The following is a 24,270-nucleotide window of genomic DNA, read 5'->3' on the forward strand; positions in this document are numbered from 1 at the left end:
AACGTTTAGAATTTAGCCACGTTTTTGCGCCAGCCAGATGGTATGCCCGGCGCAGTGCGGATCTTCCATCACCATCTCTACCACCACAAAACCGTGCGCTGACAGCAATGCGCGGTATTCATCCGGCGCGAGGCTGGCGTGAAACAGCGGTTCGCCCTCAAATTGCCCCATCGCGATACCGTTTTCCGTCCCGCTGGTAAACATCAGCGCGCTGCCGGGACGGCTGAGTCGGTCAAAAATCGGGAACATCTTTTGCTGATCCTGCTGAGTTAAATGGAAAAAGCTGTCCCAGGCGATCAGACCATCGAAAGTCTCGTTAAGTCCCAGCTCGCGCATATCCTGCTCCAGCCAGCGCTGTGCGGGAAAAGAGTGCCGGGCCCGCGCCAGCATCGCCGCAGAACTATCAATTCCCGTAAGCTGAAAGCCTTGCTGAATAAAATAACCAGCAATCGGCTGACCGTTGCCGCAGCCAATATCCACAATGCTGCCCTGCCCGCCCATCACGGTGATGAACTTATCCAGCCAGCTTTTCTCGAACAGTGCGCGTGAACGCTGGCTGGCAAAGGCCTCCGCATGACGTTGGTAGATGGACAGAATGTTGTTTGCCGCAGAGTCGCTCACGATGTCCTCACTTTTTTATGCTGTTAAGCATCACGACGATAAATCCTCCAGCACACGATTTGCAACCCTGGAATGCGCCTCGCAGAACCAATGCGCAAATACCCCAAAACCGTCCCGCTGTGGCATCATAGCGCGCAGATAACGTCATGACAGGGGTGATAAACGTGAAACCGGTAACGCTATACGATGTGGCAGACCATGCAGGAGTCTCTTACCAGACCGTCTCGCGCGTCGTGAATCAGGCCAGCCACGTTTCCGCAAAAACCCGACAGAAAGTTGAGGCCGCGATGGCGGAGCTCAATTACATCCCCAACCGTGTCGCACAGCAGCTGGCGGGCAAACAGACGCCGCTGATTGGCGTCGTGACGGCGAACCTTGCCCTGCACGCCCCCTCGCAAATCGTTGCCGCCATAAAATCCCGCGCCGACCAGTCCGGGGCCAGCGTGGTGATCGCCATGGTCGAACGTAGCGGCGTTGAGGCATGTAAAGCCGCAGTCCACAACCTGCTTTCTCAACGCGTAACCGGGCTTATCATCAACTACCCGCTCGATGAAGAAGACGCCATTGCCGTGGCTGCCGCCTGCGGTACGGTGCCGGTGCTGTTTCTCGATGTCTCTGATCAGACGCCAATTAACAGCGTGATTTTCTCCCATGACGACGGCGCACGTCTCGGTGTTGAACATCTGGTGCAGCATGGGCATCAGCGTATCGCCCTGCTGAGCGGGCCACACACTTCGGTTTCGGCAAGGCTTCGCCATGCGGGGTGGCATAAATATCTGGCGCACTACCAGTTGCAACCCACCGCGGAGCTGGAAGGCGACTGGAGCGCGATGTCAGGTTTTCAGCAAACGCTGCATATGCTTAATGGTGGTAATCTCCCCACCGCCATGCTGGTCGCTAACGATCAAATGGCGCTGGGCGCGATGCGGGCAATCAGCGAGTTCGGTCTGCGGGTGGCGGTTGATATCTCGGTGATCGGCTACGATGACACCGAAGACAGCGCCTGCTACATCCCACCACTGACCACCATCAGGCAGGATTTTCCGTTACTGGGTGAAACCAGCGTCGACAGACTGCTGCAACTTCCCCGTGGGACCTCAAGCGTGGGCAACCAACTGCTGCCCGTAACCCTGGTTAAGCGCAATACGGTTCTGCCTCCCGATACGCAAACCCTCTCACCCCAGGTGCTGGCCGACTCACTGATCCAGCTAGCGCGGCAAGTTTCGCAGCTCACACCTAAATTGTGAGCGCATAACAATTGTGTGAGTCAGTTCACTCATTGAGCGCCCCGTCCTTTACAGTTGGGATCGCTTATTCGTATTTTGATTGAAATTGTGAGCGAATAACAAATTCAAACAGGATACCGTTATGAACCTGAACACAGATTCACTCTCCGCTGTACTGGCCCGCCGTGACTGGGAAAATCCCGGCGTCACGCAGCTCAACCGCCTGGAGGCGCACCCGCCGTTTTGTAGCTGGCGCTCAGCGGATGATGCGCGCACCAATCAGCGATCAACTCAGTTACGCTCGCTGAATGGCAAGTGGCAGTTCGCCTGGTTTTCCGCGCCTGAGGCCGTGCCGGAAAGCTGGCTGACAAGCGATCTGCCACAGGCTGATACCATCAACGTCCCCTCTAACTGGCAGATGGACGGTTACGACGCGCCAATTTATACCAACGTCACCTACCCGATCCCGGTTAACCCCCCGTACGTTCCAGCGCAGAATCCGACAGGATGTTACTCGCTCACATTCAGTATCGAAGACGCGTGGTTAGATGAAGGTCAGACGCGCATTATTTTTGACGGGGTGAATTCCGCGTTTCATTTGTGGTGCAATGGTCGCTGGGTTGGCTACGGTCAGGACAGCCGCCTGCCGTCTGAATTCGATCTTAGCGATTATCTGCTGCCAGGCGAAAACCGCCTGGCAGTGATGGTGCTGCGCTGGAGCGACGGCAGTTATCTGGAAGACCAGGACATGTGGCGCATGAGCGGGATCTTTCGCGATGTATCTTTGCTGCATAAGCCCACTACGCAAATCCGCGACCTGCGCATTAACCCCCGTTTTAACGACGATTTCAGCCGCGCCACGCTGGAAACAGAAGTCAGAGTGACGGGCAACGAGTGCGAAGATTTACGCGTCACCCTGCAATTGTGGGACGGTGAAACGCTCACTCACGAAACGACTTCCCCGCTCGGCAGCGAAATTATTGATGAACGCGGCGCTTATCATGATCGGGTTACCCTGCGTCTGAACGTCGAAAACCCGGCGCTGTGGAGTGCCGAAACGCCTAATCTGTACCGCGCTGTGGTCCAGTTACGTACCGCTGACGGAGCGCTGATTGAAGCGGAAGCCTGTGATGTCGGCTTTCGTCAGGTTCGTATTGAAAACGGCCTGCTGTTACTCAACGGTAAGCCGCTGTTGATTCGCGGCACCAACCGTCATGAGCACCATCCGGTCAACGGTCAGGTGATGGACGAGGCGACGATGGTGCAGGATATTCTGCTGATGAAGCAGAATAACTTTAACGCCGTGCGCTGCTCCCATTACCCGAACCATCCATTGTGGTACACCCTGTGCGATCGCTACGGCCTGTATGTGGTCGACGAAGCCAACATTGAAACCCACGGCATGGTGCCGATGAATCGCCTCACCGACGATCCCGCATGGCTGCCAGCCATGAGCCAGCGCGTCACGCGCATGGTGCAACGCGATCGCAACCACCCGAGCATCATCATCTGGTCACTGGGCAATGAATCCGGGCATGGCACCAACCATGACGCGCTCTACCGCTGGATAAAATCAGAAGATCCGTCCCGTCCGGTACAGTATGAAGGCGGCGGCGCAAATACCACGGCAACCGACATTATTTGCCCGATGTACGCCCGCGTCGATCAGGATCAGCCCTTCCCCGCGGTACCCAAATGGTCGATTAAAAAGTGGCTGTCGATGCCCGGCGAGCAGCGTCCGCTGATCCTCTGCGAATACGCCCACGCCATGGGCAACAGTTTTGGCGGCTTCGCCAAATACTGGCAAGCGTTCCGTCAATTTCCGCGCCTACAGGGCGGGTTTGTCTGGGACTGGGTAGATCAGTCGCTGATTAAATATGATGAGAACGGCAAGGCATGGTCTGCCTACGGTGGTGATTTTGGCGACACGCCTAACGATCGTCAGTTTTGCATGAACGGCCTGGTGTTCGCCGATCGCACCCTGCATCCGGCATTATACGAGGCCAAACATGTGCAGCAGTTTTTCCAGTTTACGCTGCTGCCGGGACCCAAACGCCAGATTGAAATAACCAGCGAATATCTGTTCCGCCACAGCGATAACGAAGTTCTGCACTGGTCGATTGCCCAGGATGGCAACCCGCTGGCCGCCGGAGAAATCGTGCTGGATATCGCCCCACAGAGTCGCCAGGTGATTACCCTGCCAGATGTCCCGCTACCGGAAACCGCCGGCCAGTTATGGCTAACGGTACGCGTAGAGCAACCTCAGGCCACCGCATGGTCAGACGCCGGGCACATTAGCGCCTGGCAGCAATGGAAGCTGGAAGAGAAACTCAGCCTGGCGCCACGGCCAACTGCCCGTACCGCACCACTGCTGAACGTGAGCGAAAACACCTTTACTGTTGAGATCAACGACAAGCGCTGGCAATTCGACCGTCAGTCTGGCCTGCTGACACAGTACTGGATTGGCGACGCAGCCCAGCTGTTAACCCCGCTTACTGACCAGTTCACCCGCGCGCCGCTGGACAACGACATCGGCGTGAGCGAGTCAACCCGCATCGACCCTAACGCCTGGGTCGAACGCTGGAAAGCCGCCGGTCATTATCTGGTCGAAGCAACGTTACTGCACTGTGCTGCCGACACGCTAAGCAATGCGGTACTGATCGCCACCGAACATGCGTGGCAGTATCAGGGCGAAACGCTGTTCGTCAGCCGAAAAAGCTACCGTATTGACGGCAATGGTGAGATGCAGATAACGGTGGATGTCGACGTCGCCAGCGGCACGCCACATCCGGCCCGCATCGGCCTGAGCTGCCAGCTGGCGCAGGTCGCTGAGCGCGTGAACTGGTTAGGTCTCGGCCCACATGAGAACTACCCGGATCGTCTGAGCGCCGCCTGTTTTGATCGTTGGGATTTGTCGCTTGATGAGATGTACACCCCGTATGTTTTCCCTGGCGAAAACGGTCTGCGCTGCAACACGCGTGAGCTACGCTACGGCGCGCATCAATGGCGAGGGGACTTCCTGTTCAACATCAGCCGCTTTAGCCAGAAGCAACTGATGGAAACCAGCCACCGCCATCTGCTGCAACCGGAGGCAGGTACCTGGGTCAATATTGATGGCTTCCATATGGGCGTGGGCGGTGACGACTCCTGGAGTCCTTCCGTTTCACCAGAGTTCCTGCTGAGTGCCGGACGCTACCACTACCAGCTGGTCTGGGGTCAAAAATAATAATAATCGGGCAGGTTCCCCCCTGCCCGCATTCATCGTAAGGAAGTCCATTATGTATTATTTGAAAAACACTAACTTTTGGATGTTCGGCTTCTTCTTTTTCTTTTACTTTTTCATTATGGGTGCCTATTTCCCCTTCTTCCCTATCTGGTTACACGATGTAAACCATATCAGTAAAGGTGACACCGGGATCATTTTCGCCTGTATTTCACTATTTTCGTTATTATTCCAGCCTGTTTTCGGACTGCTTTCCGATAAGCTTGGCCTGCGTAAACACCTGCTGTGGGTAATTACCGGAATGCTGGTAATGTTTGCCCCATTCTTTATTTACGTCTTTGGCCCGTTATTACAGGTTAATATTTTACTGGGTTCGATTGTCGGCGGGATTTACCTTGGCTTTATCTACAATGCCGGCGCCCCGGCGATTGAAGCCTATATTGAAAAAGCCAGCCGCCGAAGCAATTTTGAATTTGGTCGCGCGCGCATGTTTGGCTGCGTAGGCTGGGCGCTGTGCGCCTCGATTGCCGGGATTATGTTCACCATCAATAACCAGTTTGTCTTCTGGTTAGGTTCCGGCTGTGCGGTCATTCTGGCATTGCTGCTGCTCTTTTCAAAAACAGAGGTCCCCTCTTCTGCAAAAGTTGCGGATGCGGTAGGCGCCAACAACTCGGCATTCAGTCTGAAGCTGGCGCTGGAGTTATTTAAACAACCGAAACTCTGGTTCCTCTCCCTGTACGTGGTCGGCGTTTCCTGTACGTATGATGTGTTTGACCAGCAGTTCGCCAACTTCTTTACCTCGTTCTTTGCCACCGGCGAACAGGGTACCCGTGTGTTTGGCTACGTCACAACCATGGGGGAATTACTTAATGCCTCTATCATGTTCTTTGCGCCCCTGATTGTGAACCGCATTGGCGGAAAGAACGCCCTGCTGCTGGCCGGTACGATAATGTCGGTGCGGATCATCGGCTCCTCCTTCGCTACCTCTGCGCTGGAGGTCGTCATTCTCAAAACGCTGCATATGTTTGAAATACCGTTCCTGATCGTCGGTTGCTTCAAATACATCACCAGTCAGTTTGAAGTGCGCTTCTCGGCCACAATTTACCTGGTGTGCTTCTGTTTCTTCAAACAGTTAGCAATGATTTTCATGTCAGTTCTGGCCGGAAAAATGTATGAGAGCATTGGTTTCCAGGGGGCGTATCTGGTGCTTGGGATAATTGCGCTGAGCTTCACGTTGATTTCCGTATTTACCCTAAGTGGACCGGGGCCGTTTTCTCTGCTGCGTCGTCGCGAAAGCGTCACGCTGTAAAAGCCTCTTTGCCGGATACACCACTCACGTGGTTTATCCGGCCTTCGATGTGCCATCCTCACACGATGAGTCCTGACCTGGTGGTTTAAGTTCCGAGGACAACACGCCGCTTTTTTATCGTTATGGTAAAACGGGGCGAGAAGCCAGGTCATAGCATGAGCAAAAAGACGGTTGCGGTAACAACGCTCTTTATCAGCGTATTACTTACAGGATGTGGCAGCATTGATGCGCGCACGGCAGGCGAGGATTCAGATACGTATTACGTGGGTATGCGCCATGATATTGATAAACTAAAAAACCCGGGCGCTTACGATTATAACTATTTCGATTTAGCGCTGTTATTTGTTGATGTGCCGTTATCGTTCGTGGCCGATACGGTTTATGCGCCGTTTGATTACTATCACGGGCCGTATAAGAAAGTTGATTAACACGTAGGCCCGGTAAGCATTGCGCCACCGGGCATCACACGACGTTACTCCTCGATCGCCTGACGGATTTGCTGCAACGATGCGGGATCGTCAATGGTCGTTAGATCGCCAGGATCGCGGCCTTCGCAGATCGCCTGAATCGTCCGTCTGAGCATTTTGCCGGAGCGTGTTTTCGGCAGTTGCGACACAAACCAGACGTGCGCCGGACGACCAAAATTACCAATTTGACTGTCCACCAGCGCCATAATCGCCTTCTCTTCCGAATGGGCAATGTCGCTGTCTTCCAGACTGTCGCTCTGTTTTGGAATAACAAACGCGACCGCCACCTGCCCTTTCAGCGCATCCTTCACGCCAACTACCGCCACCTCGGAGACGTTTGGATAGCTGGAAATACTCTCCTCTATCTCGCGCGTCCCCAGCCGGTGTCCGGCCACGTTGATCACGTCATCCGTACGGCCCAGAATGAAGTAATAGCCATCGGCATCGCGAATGCCCCAGTCAAAGGTGGCGTACACCTGGCGGGAAAACAGCGACCAGTAGGTATTCACAAACCGCGCGTCATCCCCCCAGATAGTCTGAATACAGCCCGGCGGCAGCGGCCCTTCAATCACCAGCATCCCCTTCTCGTTCGCCGCACAAGGTTCACCGGTCACCTCATTGAGCAACTGCACGTTATAGCCGTACATCGGCACGCCAGGACTGCCCAGCCGCGACGGTCGGTCGTCCAGCCCGCGGGCGATAGCCATAATCGGCCAGCCGGATTCAGTCTGCCAATAGTTGTCGATAACCGGGACGCCCAGCGTTTCCGTTACCCAACTGGCGGTCGGTTCGTCCAGCGGCTCACCCGCCAGATACAGCACCTCCAGCGAGGAGAGATCGTGATTGCGGATTTGCGCGGTCGGGAATTTTTTAAGCACGCGGATGGCGGTCGGGGCCGAGAACATCCGGCTGACCTGATACTTCTCAACAATTTTCCACCATACGCCGCAGTCCGGGTACGTTGGCAGCCCTTCGTAAACCACCGTCGCCATCCCCGCCAGCAGCGGGGCATACACGATATAGGAATGCCCAACCACCCAGCCGATATCCGACGCGCAGAAGAACACGCCGCCCGCTTTGCCGCCGAAAATGGTGTCCATCGAGGTCGCCAGCGCGACCGCATAGCCACCAACGTCGCGCTGAACGCCTTTCGGTTTACCGGTTGTCCCGGAGGTGTAGAGAATGCAGGACGTTTCATTCGATTCCAGCCAGACAACCGGCACCCGTGCGCCGAGATGCTGTTGGCGTAGCGCGGCAAAGTCGAGGTCACGCCCCTCCACCCGCGCCATTTTCGCCAGACCGCGGTCGACCAGCACCACATGACGCGGCTGATGCTGAGCCTGATCGATCGCATCATCGAGTAGCTTTTTATAGGGCAGGATCTTGCCGCCGCGCGCCCCGGCATCCGCCGAAACGATAACCACTGGTCGGGCGTCGTCGATGCGTGCCGCCACGCTGTGCGAAGCAAAACCACCGAACACCACCGAATGGATCGCCCCAATGCGTGCGCAGGCCAGCAGCGTAATGTGCGCTTCGGCGATCATCGGCATATAAACCAGTACCCGATCCCCGTGCTGTACGCCGAGCGACAACAGCATCGCTGCCACAATATTCACTTCGTCATACAACTGACGAAAGGTAAACGTGCGTTCTTCTTCGGTTTCTGATGACACAGCAATCAGCGCCAGCGCCTCGGGCTGTTTCTCCAGCCAGCGGTCGATGGCGTTATGGCACAGATTGGTCGTCCCGCCGCAAAACCAGCGGGCAAACGGCGGATTGCTGTGGTCCAGTACCTGCGTATACGGCTGCTGCCAGTCAACACGCTGGGCCTGCTCGGCCCAGAACGACTCCGGCTGCGTAATAGAACGTTGATAAAACTCGCTATAAGACATAATGCTCTCCTGTTGAACTTACGCCTGATGAGTCGGGTTTCAGATAACAAACAAATCCATATACTCATTGACCGGCATCTGCTCCAGGCGAGTTCTGTCCAGGGAGACATCCAGAATGCGCTGCTGCTGACGGGTCGGGAACTGACGCGCCAGGTTGATTTTGAACTTCTCGACCAGCTTCGGCATCCCGTCGTTACGACGGCGAGCGTGGCCGATTGGGTACTCCACCACCACTTCTTCAAAACGTGATCCGTCGGTGAATTCCAGGGTGATGGCATTCGCGATGGCGCGTTTTTCAGGATCGTGGTAATCGGCTGTAAAGGCCGGATCTTCAAAGCAGTTGATCTTCTCGCGCAGGGTATCAATGCGTTTGTCCTGCGCCACGCCGTCTTCATAATCTGCCGCGGTTAAACGCCCGAACAGCAGCGGAATAGCGACCATATACTGGATGCAATGATCGCGATCCGCCGGGTTATTCAGCGGGCCTTTTTTATCGATGATACGGATACAGGCTTCGTGCGTACGAATGGTCACTTTTTCGATATCCGCCGCCGTTTTCCCTGCAGCCTGTAGCTGCTCGTACAGCGTCATCGCCGCCTCTACCGCAGTCTGCGAGTGGAACTCGGCCGGGAAGGAGATTTTAAACAGCACGTTTTCCATCACATAAGAGCCGTACGGGCGCTGGAAGCGGAACGATTCGCCTTTGAAAGAGACGTCATAAAAGCCCCAGGTTTTCGCCGTCAGCGCAGACGGATACCCCATCTCACCGGTTTTCGCCATCAGTGCCAGACGTACCGCGCGCGAAGTTGCATCGCCAGCTGCCCAGGATTTACGCGTGCCGGTATTTGGCGCATGGCGATAGGTACGCAGAGACTGCCCGTCAACCCACGCCAGCGACACCGCGTTGAGGATTTCATCCCGGTTCAGGCCAAGCATCTCGGCGACCACCGCCGTGGAGGCCACTTTGACCAGCAGGACGTGATCGAGACCGACGCGGTTAAAAGAGTTTTCCAGCGCGATGCAGCCCTGAATTTCATGGGCTTTAATCATTCCGGTGAGCACTTTTTTCATGGTTAACGGCGCTTTCCCCACCGCTACCGCATTGCGTGACAGCCAGTCAGCCGTGGCCAGAATGCCGCCGAGGTTATCGGAAGGATGCCCCCATTCCGCGGCCAGCCAGGTATCGTTAAAGTCCAGCCAGCGGATCATCGCGCCGATGTTAAACGCCGCCTGCACCGGGTCGAGCTGGAACTGGGTGCCCGGAACGCGCACGCCGTTCGGCACCACAGTCCCTGGGACTACCGGCCCCAGCAGTTTTTTACAGGCCGGATATTCCAGCGCTTCCAGCCCGCAGCCTAAGGTATCAAGCAGGCAATAATGCGCGGTGTCATACGCTACCGTCGAAGTGATCTCGTAATTCATGACGTAATCAACGATATCAACGATTTCACGGTCAAATTCCGGGCGTACGTTCGAAATATGTGCAGACATAACAAGGGTTCCTGTTTTTTATATTTAGAGGTTTTGCATTAGCAACGCTGATCTATCGCGACAAAGACACGATCTTCCGGGCCGGTGTAGTTGGCGGAAGGACGGATAATTTTGTTGTCCTGGCGCTGTTCAATGATGTGCGCCGCCCAGCCGGTGACGCGGGCGATGACAAACAGCGGTGTGAACATTTCAGTCGGGACGCCCATCATGTTGTAGGAGACTGCCGAGAACCAGTCGAGGTTGGGGAACATCTTTTTCGTTTCCCACATCACGTCTTCGAGACGGTCGGCGATGTTGTACATTTTCAGCGAACCGCCTTCCTGAGAAAGCTGTTTCGCCACGCGCTTTATCACCTGATGGCGCGGGTCGGCGATGGTGTAAACCGGATGACCAAAGCCAATCACCACTTCTTTGTTTTCAACGCGTTTACGGATATCCGCTTCCGCTTCGTCTGGCGTTTCGTAGCGTTGTTGGATCTCCAGCGATACTTCATTCGCCCCGCCGTGTTTCGGACCACGCAGTGCGCCAATCGCACCGATAATCGCGGAATACATATCGGATCCGGTCCCTGCAATCACGCGGCTGGTGAAGGTGGAGGCGTTGAATTCGTGTTCGGCGTACAGCACCAGCGAAATATGCATCGCTTTTTCCCAGCTTCGCGACGGCTTTTCGCCATGCAGCAGATGCAGGAAGTGGCCGCCAATGGAATCATCGTCAGTTTCCGGCTGAATACGCTCGCCGTTATGGCTGTAGTGATACCAGTACAGGAGAATAGAACTGAGCGATGCCAGCAGCTTGTCGGCAATATCGCGTGCACCGGAGACGGTATGCCCTTCTTTTTCCGGCAACGTACAGCCCAGCGCGGAGACGCCGGTGCGCATCACGTCCATCGGGTGCGAGGCAGCAGGCAGCGCTTCCAGAACGGTACGCACGTTTGCGGGCAGCCCGCGCAGCGCTTTTAATTTGCTTTTATAGGCGGTGAGCTCATCACGGGTGGGCAATTTCCCGTGGATCAGCAGGTGCGCGACTTCTTCAAATTCGCACTGCTGCGCCAGATCGAGAATATCGTAGCCGCGATAGTGCAGGTCGTTACCGCTTTTGCCTACGGTACACAGCGCGGTATTTCCGGCGGCGACGCCTGACAGCGCAACCGATTTTTTAGGTTTAATGACATGGGTACTATTTTGCAGGATCGTTGTGTCGCTCATGTTGTCCTCGTCATTTTTATAATATGTAGGGTACAAATTTATTGCCGGATGGCAGCTACGCCTTATCCGGCCTACGACGGTTACTTCTTGGTATACAACGCGTCGAGTTTCTCTTCGAACTGGTAGTAATTGATGCTTTCGTACAGCTCGTTGCGCGTCTGCATAATGTCGATAACGCTCTTTTGCGTTCCTTCCTGGCGCAGCACGTTGTAAACCTTTTCCGCAGCGCGGTTCATGGCGCGGAAGGCCGACAGTGGATACAGCGCCATCGCGACGTTCGCGCTGCGCAGTTCATCAGTGGTGAACAGTGGCGTAGCACCAAATTCGGTAATGTTGGCGAGGATCGGCACCTGTACCGCATCAGCAAACTGACGGTACATGGCAAGCTCGGTAATGGCTTCCGGGAACAACATATCCGCGCCTGCTTCGACGTACGCCTGGGCACGATCGATGGCGGCCTCTAACCCTTCCACCGCCAATGCATCGGTCCGCGCCATGATCACAAAGTTGGGATCGGTACGCGCATCCACGGCGGCGCGGATCCTGTCGACCATCTCTTCTTTCGAGACGATCGCCTTGTTCGGGCGATGGCCGCAGCGTTTGGCGCCGATCTGATCTTCAATATGCAGCGCGGCGGCACCGGCTTTGGAAATCGACTTCACGGTCCGCGCCACGTTGAAGGCTGACGATCCAAAACCGATATCCGCATCCACCAGCAATGGCAGCGGGCAAACATCAGTAATGCGGCGAATATCGGTTAGCACATCATCAAGGGTAGAAATACCAAGATCCGGCAGACCCAGAGACCCAGCCGCGACGCCGCCGCCGGAGAGATAAATCGCCTGATATCCGGCGCGTTGGGCCAGCAGAGCGTGGTTGGCGTTGATGGTGCCAACGATTTGTAATGGGTTTTCTTTGCTGAGCGCGGCGCGAAACGCCTGCCCGGGGGAGTGTAGAGACATATCCCGTCCTTTGTTATCAACTTGTTATCGTTCGTTGATTTATTTAAAGCAAGGGGTATGCCAAAGACCTTAATTTTTAATTAATTTATATATTTACCTTTAAAAACAATATATTAAATTAAATCCTTGTATCTTTGTTGCACAAAAGCGTGTCAGCTATCGTTTCATGAAACGTTCTTTCATGTTTCATTGCAACATTCATGAAACACAACTAAACCCTAATACTCGGTGCCTTACTTTTTAGGATGGTTATGGCTGATACGCATCTTCCGCCGCGGGTGAACGACGACAAACCGGTTATCTGGACCGTTTCGGTCACGCGCCTGTTCGAACTGTTTCGCGACATCAGCCTGGAGTTCGACCACCTGGCAACCATCACCCCTATTCAGCTTGGTTTTGAAAAAGCGGTGACGTATATCCGCAAGAAGTTAGCCACCGAGCGTTGTGATGCCATCATTGCCGCGGGTTCCAACGGGGCGTATCTGAAAAGCCGTTTATCGATTCCGGTGATCCTGATTAAACCCAGCGGGTTTGACGTGCTACAGGCGCTGGCCAAAGCGGGAAAGCTCACCTCGTCGATTGGCGTCATTACCTATCAGGAAACCCTCCCCGCGCTGCTCGCTTTTCAAAAAACCTTCAATTTGCAGCTTGAACAGCGCAGCTATATCACGGAAGAAGATGCCCGTGGGCAAATCAACGAGCTGAAGGCCAGCGGCACGCAGGCGGTCGTCGGCGCGGGGTTAATTACCGACCTGGCTGAAGAAGCAGGCATGACCGGCATCTTTATCTATTCGGCGGCCACCGTGCGCCAGGCCTTTGTCGATGCGCTCGATATGACTCGTCTGACGCTGCGCAGAAACGGTCCGTACGTTTCCGGCGATACGCTGCGCACCCGCTATGCACTGGGGGATATGCGCGGTCACTCGGCACAGATGGAACAGGTGCGGCACACCATTATGCTTTATGCCCGTTCGCGTGCACCGGTGCTGATTCAGGGCGAAACAGGCACGGGCAAAGAACTGGCGGCGCAGGCAATTCATCGTGAGTTTTTCACCCGTCAGGAGAACCGGCGCGGTAAACCTTCGCCGCCGTTTGTTGCCGTCAACTGCGGGGCAATCACCGAATCATTACTGGAAGCGGAGCTGTTCGGCTATGAGGATGGCGCCTTTACCGGCTCCCGTCGGGGAGGACGCGCGGGTCTGTTTGAAATCGCCCACGGCGGAACGCTGTTTCTTGATGAGATAGGCGAAATGCCGCTGCCGTTACAAACCCGACTGCTGCGCGTGCTGGAAGAAAAAGAGGTCACCCGTGTCGGTGGACATCAGCCGATTCCGGTCGATGTACGGGTGATTAGCGCCACCCACTGTCATCTGGAGCAGGAGATAAAACAGGGAGAATTTCGCACCGATCTGTTTTATCGCCTGAGTATTTTGCGCCTCACGCTACCGCCGCTACGCGAGCGATTGCCCGATATCCTGCCGCTGGCGGAAGGCTTTTTAAAACAGTCGCTGGCGGAACTGGAGGTGCCGTTTTCTGAACCTGTGCGCAAGGGGCTGGGTCTGAGTCAACCGACGTTACTGAATTATGGCTGGCCTGGGAATATCCGTGAACTGCGTAATATGATGGAGCGCCTGGCGCTGTTTTTAAGCGTCGAGCCGCAGCCGGAGCTGAACGTACAATTCCTGCAGCAGCTGTTACCGGAACTGGCCGTTGCTGCTGACGCGCCGCAGGTATCCTCATCGCTGACGCCGCAGCAGGTGCTGGCGCAATTCAATGGCGATAAAACCGCGGCTGCACGATATCTCGGGGTAAGTCGAACCACCTTCTGGCGCAGATTAAAAGAAAACCCGCCGATACAATGACCGGCGGGTATCGTGATTTTTACAGTAGCGTATTATTTTTTCTTGTAGATATTGGCTGTGCCATGGATTTTATTATCCGTTTGACCGGAGGTTAATACCACCACATCGGCCCCTTTCTCTTCTGCTTTCTTCAGCAGCTCTTCTTTAGCGTCTGAGACAGAAACTTCATTACTCGTTGAGATATCACCGATTTTTGTGTACTGCGACTCAACCTTTTCAAATTCAAGTTTTGTCATAAATTCCGCGGCATATGCGTTGGTCACGACAAAAGCTAATGCACCAATAAGTACTTTAATTCCAGTTTTCATAGACCAGCTCCAGGTTTTGTTATTACGCCATCATCGATCCCTGAACATTACATAACGCGATTCAAGGATGATTAATAACTAGTCCAGCCTGGATAAAAAATCCACATTCAGCAGGAATATATAGAGATTTTGCGGCGCAGAAAAAACCGGTCACCGGGTAGCAGTGCGTCAACCTGTTCAAAGTTTCAATAGCCAGTGTGAGTTGATCCTCAGAACAGGCAGCGCACTGAAATTATAGTGTTAACTTTATGAGAATCTGAGGAATTGTTGTCTATGGAACCTCTGCACGCCGTCGTACTCACCGTCAGCCTGTTTGTTTTAACTTTTTTTAACCCCGGCGCGAACCTGTTTGTGGTGGTGCAAACCAGCCTGGCGTCAGGGCGACGCGCGGGCGTGATAACCGGTCTGGGCGTCGCCTTAGGCGATGCGTTCTACTCCGGCCTCGGGCTCTTTGGCATGGCGACGCTTATTACTCAGTGTGAAGAGATTTTTTCGTTGATTAAGATTGTCGGCGGCGCCTATCTGCTGTGGTTTGCCTGGAACAGCATCCGGCATCAGGCGACACCGCAAATGCCAACGCTACAGCAGCCGCTTTCCGCCCCCTGGTATGTGTTTTTCCGCCGTGGGTTATTAACGGATTTATCTAATCCGCAAACCGTGCTGTTTTTTATTAGTATATTCTCGGTCACCTTAAGCGCAGACACGCCAACGTGGGCCAGGTTGATGGCCTGGGCAGGCATTGTGTTGTCTTCCGTTATCTGGCGTATTTTTCTCAGCCAGGCGTTTTCGTTGCCCGCCGTGCGCCGTGCGTATGGCCGAATCCAACGGGTTGCCAGCCGGGTGATTGGCGCCATTATTGGTGTCTTCGCGCTCAGGCTTATTTATGAAGGTATTAGCCATCGATAAGAGAGTTTAACTTGACCATCGTGAGGTAATTGTCCGTAATACCGCCTGAATTTTTAATCGCACGTTGAGTGGCAGTAAGATGGAACAGGTTGAACCGGTAAACGACACATTACTCCTTACAGAATGGCAGGCGCTGTTACGTCAAACATCACCTGAAGTTCACACGCTCCTGACATCGTTAAGCGATGAAGAGATCCGCCATTTAGTAACCGTTTTTTATGACTATATGCTCTCCCATGCGGAGAGCGCATTGTTCCTCAATACAGAACAGGTCAGTACCCGCCTCAGCGGCAGCATGTTTGACTGGCTGCGCAGCGTACTTGGCAGCGCCCACGAAGACCTCTCACAACTGCTGGCCAAACAGCGCAAAATTGGTGTGGTGCATGCCCGTATCGGCCTGCCCATCGATCTGGTTAACCGCGGCGCGCGCAAGCTGAAAGATGAGCTGTACAGGGTGTTAAAAACAAAGGCGGATTCCACTCCCGCCCTGCTGAGCGATGCTATCTGTTTCAGCAGTCTGGCAATGGATACTGCGCTGGAGGCCATGACGGTCTCCTATTCCCCCAGTTTTCAAAACTCTATGCACACGCAGGAGCAGTACCGTCTACAGACTATTTACGATGACGTTAACGTCGAGCGCGAGCGGCAAATCCGTTCGTTTACCGACTGGGAAAACCAGTTTATCTATAACATCGCCACCGGAATGCCTTTCGGTGAGATGGTGTTTCTGGCGAATTCTGACTTCGGTATGTGGTTATCACATAAGGGAAAACATATCCTCGGCAACAGCAATCTGCTGAATAAGATGGAATCACTGATTGCAGAGATCGACAGTCGTCTGACAACAACCCTGTCGCATCAGCATCAGCCGACAGAACCCGAGCGGATGAGCTTATTGCAGGATGTACGCCAGCTATCGGCAAAAATCCATTTCCTGCTCGCCTCAATGTTCGACGCGCTGGTTAAGCAGGAAAATGGTAAAGATTCGCTGACCCAGTTGCTTAATCGCCGCTTTATTCCGACCATCATGCGGCGCGAGATCTCGCTGGCGTTACATACGCGTAAGCCTTTTACCCTGGCGATGCTGGATATCGACTACTTCAAGCAAATTAACGATAACTTCGGGCATAATACTGGCGATCTGACGCTCAAAAACGTCGCGGCGGTCATTTACGATCATATCCGCAGCAGCGATTACGTGTTCCGCTACGGTGGCGAAGAATTTATGATTCTGCTCGTCGAGTCAGATGAATCACAGGCCAGTATTATTCTGGAAACGCTGCGTATGAAAATTGCCGAGATGCGCATGGCAGCCTCAGCGACAGAAACGTTTTCTATTACCGTCAGTATTGGTATTGCCGAATATGACTATCATCCCGACTATAAACAGTTGGTTGATAAAGCCGATCGCGCACTTTATCTGGCGAAAAGTAATGGCCGCGACCGCGTTGAGGTTTATCAGGAATAACCGTTGCCCTGCAGAGAAATAAATACCCCGTTCAGGGTATTTATCTGACCTGTGATAAATATCGGGCTGTTATTATTTTTCAGGCATATTGGCATGAAGAAAATAACAGCCGCGTAATAAGATGCAAATCAAATACACCAAATCTGAATAGCGCTAGCATATCCCGGTGATGACGCCTTCTGAATGCAGAAGGGGAAATATGAGGGATACTATAAAACCATGAACGGGAAGATGAGAACGCGCTGGCAGCGCCGCCCAGGCACGACCGGGGGCAAACTGCCGTGGAATGACTGGCGCAACGCCAGCAGCTGGCGAAAAGCCACCCAGTTTCTCCTGCTGGCTATCAATATTTATATTGGCGTGGCGTTCTGGTATTGGGTCCGCTATTTCGAAACCGCCGGCACCAGCGTTTATATTCCAAGGCCCGGCGGTATTGAGGGATGGCTGCCGATAGCGGGTTTGATGAATTTCCGCTATACGCTAGAGACCGGTTTTCTTCCGCCCATCCATGCCGCCTCTATGCTGCTGTTAGTTGCGTTTATCCTGATTAGCCTGTTGTTAAAAAAAGCTTTCTGTTCATGGTTATGCCCGGTGGGGACGCTTTCCGAACTGCTCGGTAATCTGGGGAGAAAATTATTCGGTCGTAACTTTACGCTGCCGCGCTGGCTGGATATCCCGCTGCTCAGCCTGAAGTATCTGCTGCTGGGGTTTTTCTTGTATATCGCCCTGTCGATGCCCGCCCAGGGGATTCAGTATTTTCTGACGTCAGCCTATGGAATCATCATCGATGTGAAGATGCTCGATTTCTTTCGCCATATTGGCTCCGCCACGCTCATCTCCGTGGTGGTTATCAGCCTCCTGAGCCTGTTTATTCGCAACGCCTGGTGTCGTTATCTGTGTCCTTACGGCGCACTGCTTGGTCTGTTCTCGCTGTTCTCGCCGTTTAAAATCCGCCGCAACGCCGACAGTTGCATTGATTGCGGGAAATGCGCGAAAAATTGCCCATCGAAAATCCCGGTCGACAGACTGATTCAGGTGCGTACTGTGGAATGCACTGGCTGCATGACCTGTGTTGAATCCTGTCCGGTGGCTTCAACATTGAGCTTTTCCCTGCAGACACCGCCGGGTGCAAAAGGCAGCGGTAAAGCGTTATGGCGACAAACGGCACTGTCGGGTATTGCCATGACAATACTGGTGCTGGGGATTCTGTTTGCCACCATTGGTTATGCGGTATATGCCAACGTCTGGGATACGCCGGTGCCGGATCACCTGTATTTCCAGCTGATTCCGAAAGCAAAAATGATCGGCCATTAATGCTTTACCAGTATGCTCAAAACCCCTGCCAATTCTGGCAGGGTTTCCTGCCTGTAACGCCATTTTAAGACTATTGCACTTGTGTCATCGTGCCCCCGTTTATACAACCTTAAATATCACCCGTAATCATTTTTTTATTATGTTATGGGCGACTGGGACCACAATAATGAACGGGATAACATCATGACTAAAATAAAACTGGCGCTGCTTTTACCTCTGTTTCTGGCGGGTTGTACGGTGAGCGATGGAGAATTAAGAAACGCTTACGCTCAGCGTTATCAGCAGCCCGCTGCTTATGTCGATATCTATAAACAGAAAATAGCAGGCATGGATATTAATGCGCTGGCCCAATATGCCGCCGCAGAAGATAAGAAAAAAATGCGTGGGCAGCCAAGACTGAAAATCGACGAGTTCATTACCATTGAAAATGTGCAGGCGAAAGGAAATCGGGTGGTCTACGATTACTCGCTGTCCGAGAGCTGGCTGGCGCTGTCCGCAGATAAACAGCGTGAAAAGCAGACCAATATGAATAAAGACCTGATCTACCGTACCTGCTCGCTGGAAACGGTACGTCTGGCGCAGGCGAAAGGGTTGGAAGAAGAGCATAACTATTACAGCCAGTACCCAGACAAAGTCGCCTTTACCCTGAGAACCAGCGCGCAGATCTGTATGCAAAACGGTTTTACGCAATAACCGCAATCCCCCAGCCTGATGGCGCTGCGCTTATCAGGCCTACAATTTGCACGCATCTGTAGGCTTGATAAGACGCCAGCGCCGCCATCCGGCTAAAAAACGATACTCAGAACTTCCATGAAACGCTGCCGACAATGCTGCGCTCGGCACCGAAGTAGCAGTATGAGAGCGAATTACAAGCTGCAACGTAGCGCTTGTCGGTCAGGTTGTTGACGTTCAACTGAGCGCTCAACCCTTTAATACCGATATTCGTTAAGTCGTAGCCAATTGCCATATCCACCAGCGTGTAGGACGGCAGGGTGTGAGTATTCAGGCGATCGCTGGCAATACCGTTGACATAACGCACGCCTGAGCCCAGCGTCAGGCCATCCAGCGGACCGCTTTTCACATCGTAGCTCAGCCAGGTACTGGCCTGGTTACGCGGCGCGTACACTGCACGCTTACCCTGCTCTTCCGGGCTGCTTTTCTTATAGCGAATGTCGGTATAGGTATACGCCGCCTGCAGACGGAAGCTCTCCGTCAGTTGGCTAATGGCCTCCAGCTCCACCCCTTCAGACTCAATTTCCCCAATCGAGCGGTACGGATCGGTCGGCTCTTCTTTGGTGGCGATATTCGTCTGATTGATACGGAATACCGACGCGCTGAACTGACTGTTGAGTCCTTCCGGCTCATATTTCAGCCCGGCTTCCCACTGCTTGCCTTTCATCGGCTCCAGCAGATTGCCGTTCTCATCGGCAAAGCTGGTTGGCGTAAAGGCGGTGGAATAACTCACATACGGCGCAAAGCCGTTATCGAACAAATAAAGCAGCGCAGCACGGGTGCTGAAGTTGTTTTTGTCCAGATCGCTGCGGGTATCGTTGATCTTATCAATGTTAGAAACGCTCACCTGATCGTAGCGACCGCCGAGCGTAATACGCCAGCGATCCCATGACATCTGATCCTGCAAGTAGTAGCCTGTCTGGCGCAGCTTGTGCTTCTCACGCGCATACATGTTGATGTAATCAGGCTGCGCGCCGTATACCGGGTTAAAGGCGTCAATCGGCGGGAATGCACCGTAGTAACCGGTGGTATTGTTGCTGCGATCCTGATAATCGATCCCCACCAGCACACGGTGGTTGACCTGCCAGGTATCAAAGCTGCCGTCGAGTTGGTTATCCAGCGTAATCGCTGACATTTTTTCATCGGAGCCGGAGTAGCCGCGGTTAAGCTCGGTTTCATTCAGCCAGCCCGCCGCATACACCTGATTCAGCTCAACGTCGGTATGCAGGTAGCGCAGTTTTTGCCGCACCGACCAGCCGTTATCAAACAGGTGCTCAACGTTGTAGCCCACCATGTTTTCACGGCGATCGTATTTGTCGTAATCATCCTCGCCTTCGTAAAAGGTGTTGGAGATCTTTTGCCCGTAATGTGGAACCACGGTGCCGTCATACGGCAGACCGGAGTGGCTTCCGCCTTCCGGGTCACGGTGCAGATAAGCCATCAGATCCAGACGCGTCTGGTCGGTGATGCGCCAGGTCAGGCTGGGCATCAGCGCATAACGTTCTTCCTTCAATGGGCCAAACTGCGAGTCCGCGTAACGCGTCATTCCACTCAGTCGTGCCGCCACGCGATCGTTATCATCCAGCGCCCCGGTGACGTCAAACGCCGCGCCGCGCTGGTTATTGTTGCCAGCAAACAGTTTCACTTCTCCGCCGGCATCAAACGACGGCTTACGTGATGTCAGCGCGACAATACCGCCCGGAGAAGAACGGCCATACAGTACGGAAGCCGGGCCGCGTACCACTTCGATATCTTCGAGGAACCACGGATCGACCACCAGCGAGCTGTGTGAGTTGGTGTCCCCCATCATCTTCAGGCCATCGAGATAGACGTTGTCCAGGCTACCATCCGAGAAACCACGCAGCACAATATAGTCAAAGCGGTTGGAGGCACCAATCTGATTGCTGTACACCCCCGGCGTATAGCTTACGGCCTGGCGCACGCTGGTGGCGCCCTGCTCTTCAAACTGTTCACGGGTAATGATCGATACCGACTGAGGCGTTTCAAGATCCGGCGTGGCGAGCTTCGTGGCCCCGCTTTGCATTTGCGAGGTGACAACCACCGTATCGTTTTTTGTTGTTTCCTGCGCCAGCAGAGGAAAAGCCACGCTACCGGTCACCCATCCCACCAATAGCGCCAACCGAGTCTTCGCGAACATGAATATCTCCAAAGGCATGTCTAATTGTAAGTGAGAATTATTACCTTTTTGCTAACGGAGATAGCTATGCAGGATGCCAGGTTGCCTATGCGCAGTGCCAAATTGTCGGGAAGGCACGTGCGCAAAACGTAAAAATGGATTAGCAAAGTTTGAGCACATCGCCAGGCGAAAAGCCGTAACGACGCCGAAAAGCGGTGGAGAAGTTGGTAGCATGTTGATAACCCGACATCCAGGCCGCCTGCTGTACGCTGTATCCTTCCAGTAAATAGCCGCGCGCACGTTCCAGACGGCAATCACGCAGGTAGTCAAAGACGGAACAGCCATAGGCCGCACGGAACTTGCTGCGCAGGCTGCTGGGGCTCATCGCCGCGCGTTGGGCCAGGGCATTGAGGGTGTAGTCATTCTCGGGACTCTGCTCCAGAAGACGACGAACGACCTCCAGCCGCTGCTTTTCACCGCTTGCCGCAAGCCGCTTGCCACTCTCAACCTGACACACGCTGAGGCCATGGCCGAACAGTTGTAATATCAGCCCTTCCAGCATCAGTTGGCGAGAAACATGGCCGATCGTGCTCCGCTGCGCATACTGTAGGCCGCTGAGTAAAAACCCCGGCACCTGCCAGATAAGCGTCGGCGTTTCGCATCTTTCCCACTCACGCATCAACGATTCGAGCAACCCCGTGCGCCACGCGCCGTCGGGATACAGACCGAGCGATAACGTGCGCAGTTTGCAGTCAGCATGATGGCGGGCACGCATCGTCTGATGCTCGCTCAGGCGTGAGCTAAACGCCATCCCGGAACGCACCACATGCTCCTGCCCGTTGAGCGTCAGGATGACGCAGCCTTCCAGAACCACCAGCATATACAGAGGACTGCTGTGGCGGGAGGTGGTTTCGTAGGGTTGTAGCACCTGCACATCAGAGTGCGTGACACACATCCCGCAGGGGAGCGTCATCTCCTCAACCTCACCCTGCAGAACGGGGCTGCAAGACGACAAATCCGGCTTTTGCGCCAGCAGGGGAAAGCGGTAATCGATCCCGTAACGCTCACCAAAATCCATAAACTCGCTGACGGAGAAGGTGCGGGCTACGCGTCTGGACGTATTCAGGGCGGTGGTGTTGTTCATGCTGTCTTCTGCACAGGAAATGGGATTAACGGTTGATAACTGAAGCAACATTACCATTACCTGTACAACACAACAATAATAATGAGAATTATTATCAACATGACGTATGCGATTTCAAATCGCGCTGGAGAACGTCATTCCCGATATTCTTCTCGCGCAGCTCATCAGGCAACATTGACACCTGATGAGCTGCGGTCTGTGAGCCATATGCAGCTCAACCTTTCTCACTGTCATAAACGGGCACGTCAAACGCACCACGATACCCGCCGAGTTTGTACTCTACTTATTATGCTGAATTTCAGGCTGGTTTTCTTCCACCTGGAACACCGCCACAGCCTGGGATAGCATTGCCGACTGCTCTTCCACACTGCCTGTCGTGGCGGCTATCTCCTCAACCAGCGAGGCGTTTTGCTGAGTCACTTGCTCCATTTGCGTTACCGCAACCCGGATCTGTTCGATGCCGCGACTCTGTTCCCCTGAGGCTCCAGAGATATCTTCCATTAAGACATTAATGTTGCGTATTGCCTTCGCAATATCCGCCATCATGGCGCCACTGTTTTCGGCTATCTCTACCCCTTCCTTAACGCTAATTGCCGCTTTGGCAACCAGTTCACTGATTTCTTTCGCCGAGGAGGCGCTGCGCTGGGCAAGCGTTCGGACTTCACTCGCCACAACGGCAAACCCACGCCCGGACTCACCAGCGCGTGCAGCTTCCACCGCCGCGTTTAATGCCAGGATATTGGTTTGAAAAGCAATACTATCAATAACATTGGATATTTCGTTCACGCCTTGCGCATTACGGCTGATCAGGTGAATTTTCTCAACCATATCACTCATTAAACGCTCGCCACGCAATGCCATTTCCGTGCTTTCGCTGGTCATGACGGATGCCTGATGTGACTTATCAGTATTATTTTTTGTTGTGACTGAAATCTGTTCCATACTGGCCGCCGTTTCAACGACTGCCGCAGCCTGCTGTTCCGTTCTGGTTGATAAATCGGAATTACCGGAAGCAATTTCCTGCATACCGATATTAATAGACTCAACGCCATCGCGAATAGTGCTGACAGTCTCCCGCAGGCCTTTTTGCATATTATGCAAATTTAAGCACAGTACGCCGATTTCATTGTTACCCGATACCTTAACAGGATGGCTGAGATCGCCCTTACCAATCCGCGCAAAATGTTCAGAAACGATTTTTAAAGGCTGAATGATGGTCCGGTTCAACCAGAAATTACAGATAAAGAAGATAAGTACCGTAATGACCAGGATCACGGATACTTTCAGGATCGAGGTATTAAACTGAACGTGTGTTTGTGCAACGATCTTCTCACCAATCAGCATTGTTGATTTGTAATAATTCGTCACTTCGTTATCGAAATTTTTGCGAGCCGCGAGCAGTTCCGCATTAGCATTTTCTTGTGCATTAATAATACTGTTGCTGGAAAGCATCTGATTTAATGTATCAATAGACTTTTGCTCAGCATTCATTTGTTGCTCAAAAGCCGTTCTGATGACTTTACCGATTTGCGGATCGTCAGCCGTCAATCCAGGAATACCCCAGAAAATATCGAACTGTTTTCTGGCATACGCCATCTGATCTTGCATTTGATTCACTGTCTGTCGGGCATCGGTCGCATTATGTTGTTGAATATTATCACGAACGCTTCTGACCTTATAAACAGCCTCAACGACCTTATGCAGGGTATCCTGCTCCTTAATGATGTTATGTAGTAATAACGTATTTTTTTGATTTCCTTTGAGATCAACCAACTCAAACCCATTGGAAAAGAACTGCATGAAGGTAAATAACAACAGCAATAATAACAGGCTGGTTTTAATTCTCATATTCTTTAACATTTAAACATCTCCATAACAATAAAAATCCTCTACGACTTAATTGTTATCGACACATCACGCAATACCTTAACCTGTAAAATGATTAATTATTAGAAAGTTTCCGCATTCATTCTCACGTAATAAATTAATTACTCAGGGGG

Annotated in this window: 18 protein-coding genes; 9 read left to right on the forward strand and 9 right to left on the reverse strand. The window is 53.3% G+C overall.

Translation table 11 applies throughout. The features are described from left to right. Positions 1 to 12: 12 nt before the first annotated feature. A complete protein-coding gene (locus KQJ19_RS11960; RefSeq protein WP_216403682.1) occupies positions 13 to 621 on the reverse strand; it encodes a class I SAM-dependent methyltransferase in 609 nt (202 codons plus the stop codon). A 164-nt stretch (positions 622 to 785) separates the two neighbouring features. Between KQJ19_RS11960 and KQJ19_RS11965 the strand changes: the two genes are divergently transcribed. The 4 genes from KQJ19_RS11965 to KQJ19_RS11980 all read left to right on the forward strand — a co-directional run bounded on the left by KQJ19_RS11965 (position 786) and on the right by KQJ19_RS11980 (position 6,807). Continuing rightward, complete coding sequence (locus KQJ19_RS11965; protein ID WP_047497888.1) at positions 786 to 1,868, forward strand: LacI family DNA-binding transcriptional regulator; 1,083 nt, start codon at positions 786 to 788, stop codon at positions 1,866 to 1,868. A 121-nt stretch (positions 1,869 to 1,989) separates the two neighbouring features. Continuing rightward, positions 1,990 to 5,073, forward strand: coding sequence for a beta-galactosidase (locus tag KQJ19_RS11970; RefSeq protein WP_216403683.1), 3,084 nt, complete (start codon positions 1,990 to 1,992; stop codon positions 5,071 to 5,073). Positions 5,074 to 5,125: 52 nt separating this feature from the next. Next, positions 5,126 to 6,379: an MFS transporter gene (locus KQJ19_RS11975; RefSeq protein ID WP_016151951.1), complete on the forward strand. Its 1,254-nt coding sequence runs from the start codon at positions 5,126 to 5,128 to the stop codon at positions 6,377 to 6,379. Between the two features lie 155 nt (positions 6,380 to 6,534). After that, positions 6,535 to 6,807: a YceK/YidQ family lipoprotein gene (locus KQJ19_RS11980; protein ID WP_016151950.1), complete on the forward strand. Its 273-nt coding sequence runs from the start codon at positions 6,535 to 6,537 to the stop codon at positions 6,805 to 6,807. A 44-nt stretch (positions 6,808 to 6,851) separates the two neighbouring features. Here KQJ19_RS11980 and prpE read toward each other — a convergent pair whose 3' ends face one another. From prpE to prpB, 4 genes are all read right to left on the reverse strand, one after another. Continuing rightward, positions 6,852 to 8,738 carry a propionate--CoA ligase gene (prpE, locus tag KQJ19_RS11985; protein WP_216403684.1) on the reverse strand — a complete coding sequence of 629 codons (1,887 nt, stop codon included), beginning with the start codon at positions 8,736 to 8,738 and terminating at the stop codon, positions 6,852 to 6,854. A 39-nt stretch (positions 8,739 to 8,777) separates the two neighbouring features. Next, positions 8,778 to 10,229 (reverse strand): bifunctional 2-methylcitrate dehydratase/aconitate hydratase, encoded by a 1,452-nt coding sequence (locus tag KQJ19_RS11990; RefSeq protein WP_016151948.1) that lies wholly within the window; start codon positions 10,227 to 10,229, stop codon positions 8,778 to 8,780. A gap of 38 nt (positions 10,230 to 10,267) precedes the next feature. Then, the gene (prpC, locus tag KQJ19_RS11995; RefSeq protein ID WP_016151947.1) at positions 10,268 to 11,437 is read right to left on the reverse strand and encodes a 2-methylcitrate synthase; all 1,170 of its coding nucleotides are present in this window, start codon (positions 11,435 to 11,437) and stop codon (positions 10,268 to 10,270) included. An 80-nt stretch (positions 11,438 to 11,517) separates the two neighbouring features. Continuing rightward, positions 11,518 to 12,399: a methylisocitrate lyase gene (gene prpB, locus KQJ19_RS12000; protein ID WP_016151946.1), complete on the reverse strand. Its 882-nt coding sequence runs from the start codon at positions 12,397 to 12,399 to the stop codon at positions 11,518 to 11,520. A 251-nt stretch (positions 12,400 to 12,650) separates the two neighbouring features. On the opposite strand from prpB, the gene prpR reads away from it, so the two are divergent. Beyond that, positions 12,651 to 14,261, forward strand: a complete 1,611-nt coding sequence (gene prpR / locus KQJ19_RS12005) for a propionate catabolism operon regulatory protein PrpR (RefSeq protein WP_046275626.1) — start codon at positions 12,651 to 12,653, stop codon at positions 14,259 to 14,261. A 32-nt stretch (positions 14,262 to 14,293) separates the two neighbouring features. Here prpR and yahO read toward each other — a convergent pair whose 3' ends face one another. Then, the gene (yahO, locus tag KQJ19_RS12010) at positions 14,294 to 14,569 is read right to left on the reverse strand and encodes a DUF1471 family periplasmic protein YahO (RefSeq protein ID WP_016151944.1); all 276 of its coding nucleotides are present in this window, start codon (positions 14,567 to 14,569) and stop codon (positions 14,294 to 14,296) included. A 273-nt stretch (positions 14,570 to 14,842) separates the two neighbouring features. Between yahO and KQJ19_RS12015 the strand changes: the two genes are divergently transcribed. From KQJ19_RS12015 to KQJ19_RS12030, 4 genes are all read left to right on the forward strand, one after another. Beyond that, positions 14,843 to 15,475, forward strand: a complete 633-nt coding sequence (locus tag KQJ19_RS12015; protein ID WP_016151943.1) for a LysE family transporter — start codon at positions 14,843 to 14,845, stop codon at positions 15,473 to 15,475. A 79-nt stretch (positions 15,476 to 15,554) separates the two neighbouring features. After that, entirely contained in the window at positions 15,555 to 16,943 is a 1,389-nt protein-coding gene (locus KQJ19_RS12020; RefSeq protein WP_046275627.1) for a diguanylate cyclase, read from the forward strand. A gap of 219 nt (positions 16,944 to 17,162) precedes the next feature. Then, complete coding sequence (locus tag KQJ19_RS12025) at positions 17,163 to 18,257, forward strand: 4Fe-4S binding protein (RefSeq protein WP_047499123.1); 1,095 nt, start codon at positions 17,163 to 17,165, stop codon at positions 18,255 to 18,257. Positions 18,258 to 18,440: 183 nt separating this feature from the next. Then, positions 18,441 to 18,950, forward strand: coding sequence for a hypothetical protein (locus KQJ19_RS12030; protein ID WP_223307927.1), 510 nt, complete (start codon positions 18,441 to 18,443; stop codon positions 18,948 to 18,950). A gap of 106 nt (positions 18,951 to 19,056) precedes the next feature. Here the strand turns inward: KQJ19_RS12030 and foxA are convergent, their stop codons facing one another. From foxA to KQJ19_RS12045, 3 genes are all read right to left on the reverse strand, one after another. Further along, on the reverse strand, positions 19,057 to 21,165 hold the full coding sequence (foxA, locus tag KQJ19_RS12035) for a ferrioxamine B receptor FoxA (protein ID WP_216403685.1): 2,109 nt from the start codon (positions 21,163 to 21,165) through the stop codon (positions 19,057 to 19,059). A gap of 121 nt (positions 21,166 to 21,286) precedes the next feature. Then, positions 21,287 to 22,270 (reverse strand): helix-turn-helix transcriptional regulator, encoded by a 984-nt coding sequence (locus tag KQJ19_RS12040; RefSeq protein WP_216403686.1) that lies wholly within the window; start codon positions 22,268 to 22,270, stop codon positions 21,287 to 21,289. Positions 22,271 to 22,549: 279 nt separating this feature from the next. Beyond that, positions 22,550 to 24,130 carry a methyl-accepting chemotaxis protein gene (locus tag KQJ19_RS12045; RefSeq protein WP_141874884.1) on the reverse strand — a complete coding sequence of 527 codons (1,581 nt, stop codon included), beginning with the start codon at positions 24,128 to 24,130 and terminating at the stop codon, positions 22,550 to 22,552. Between the last annotated feature and the right edge of the window lie 140 nt (positions 24,131 to 24,270).

Source organism: Citrobacter sp. S46_ASV_140, assembly GCF_018919545.1.
Classification (GTDB): domain Bacteria; phylum Pseudomonadota; class Gammaproteobacteria; order Enterobacterales; family Enterobacteriaceae; genus Citrobacter; species Citrobacter braakii.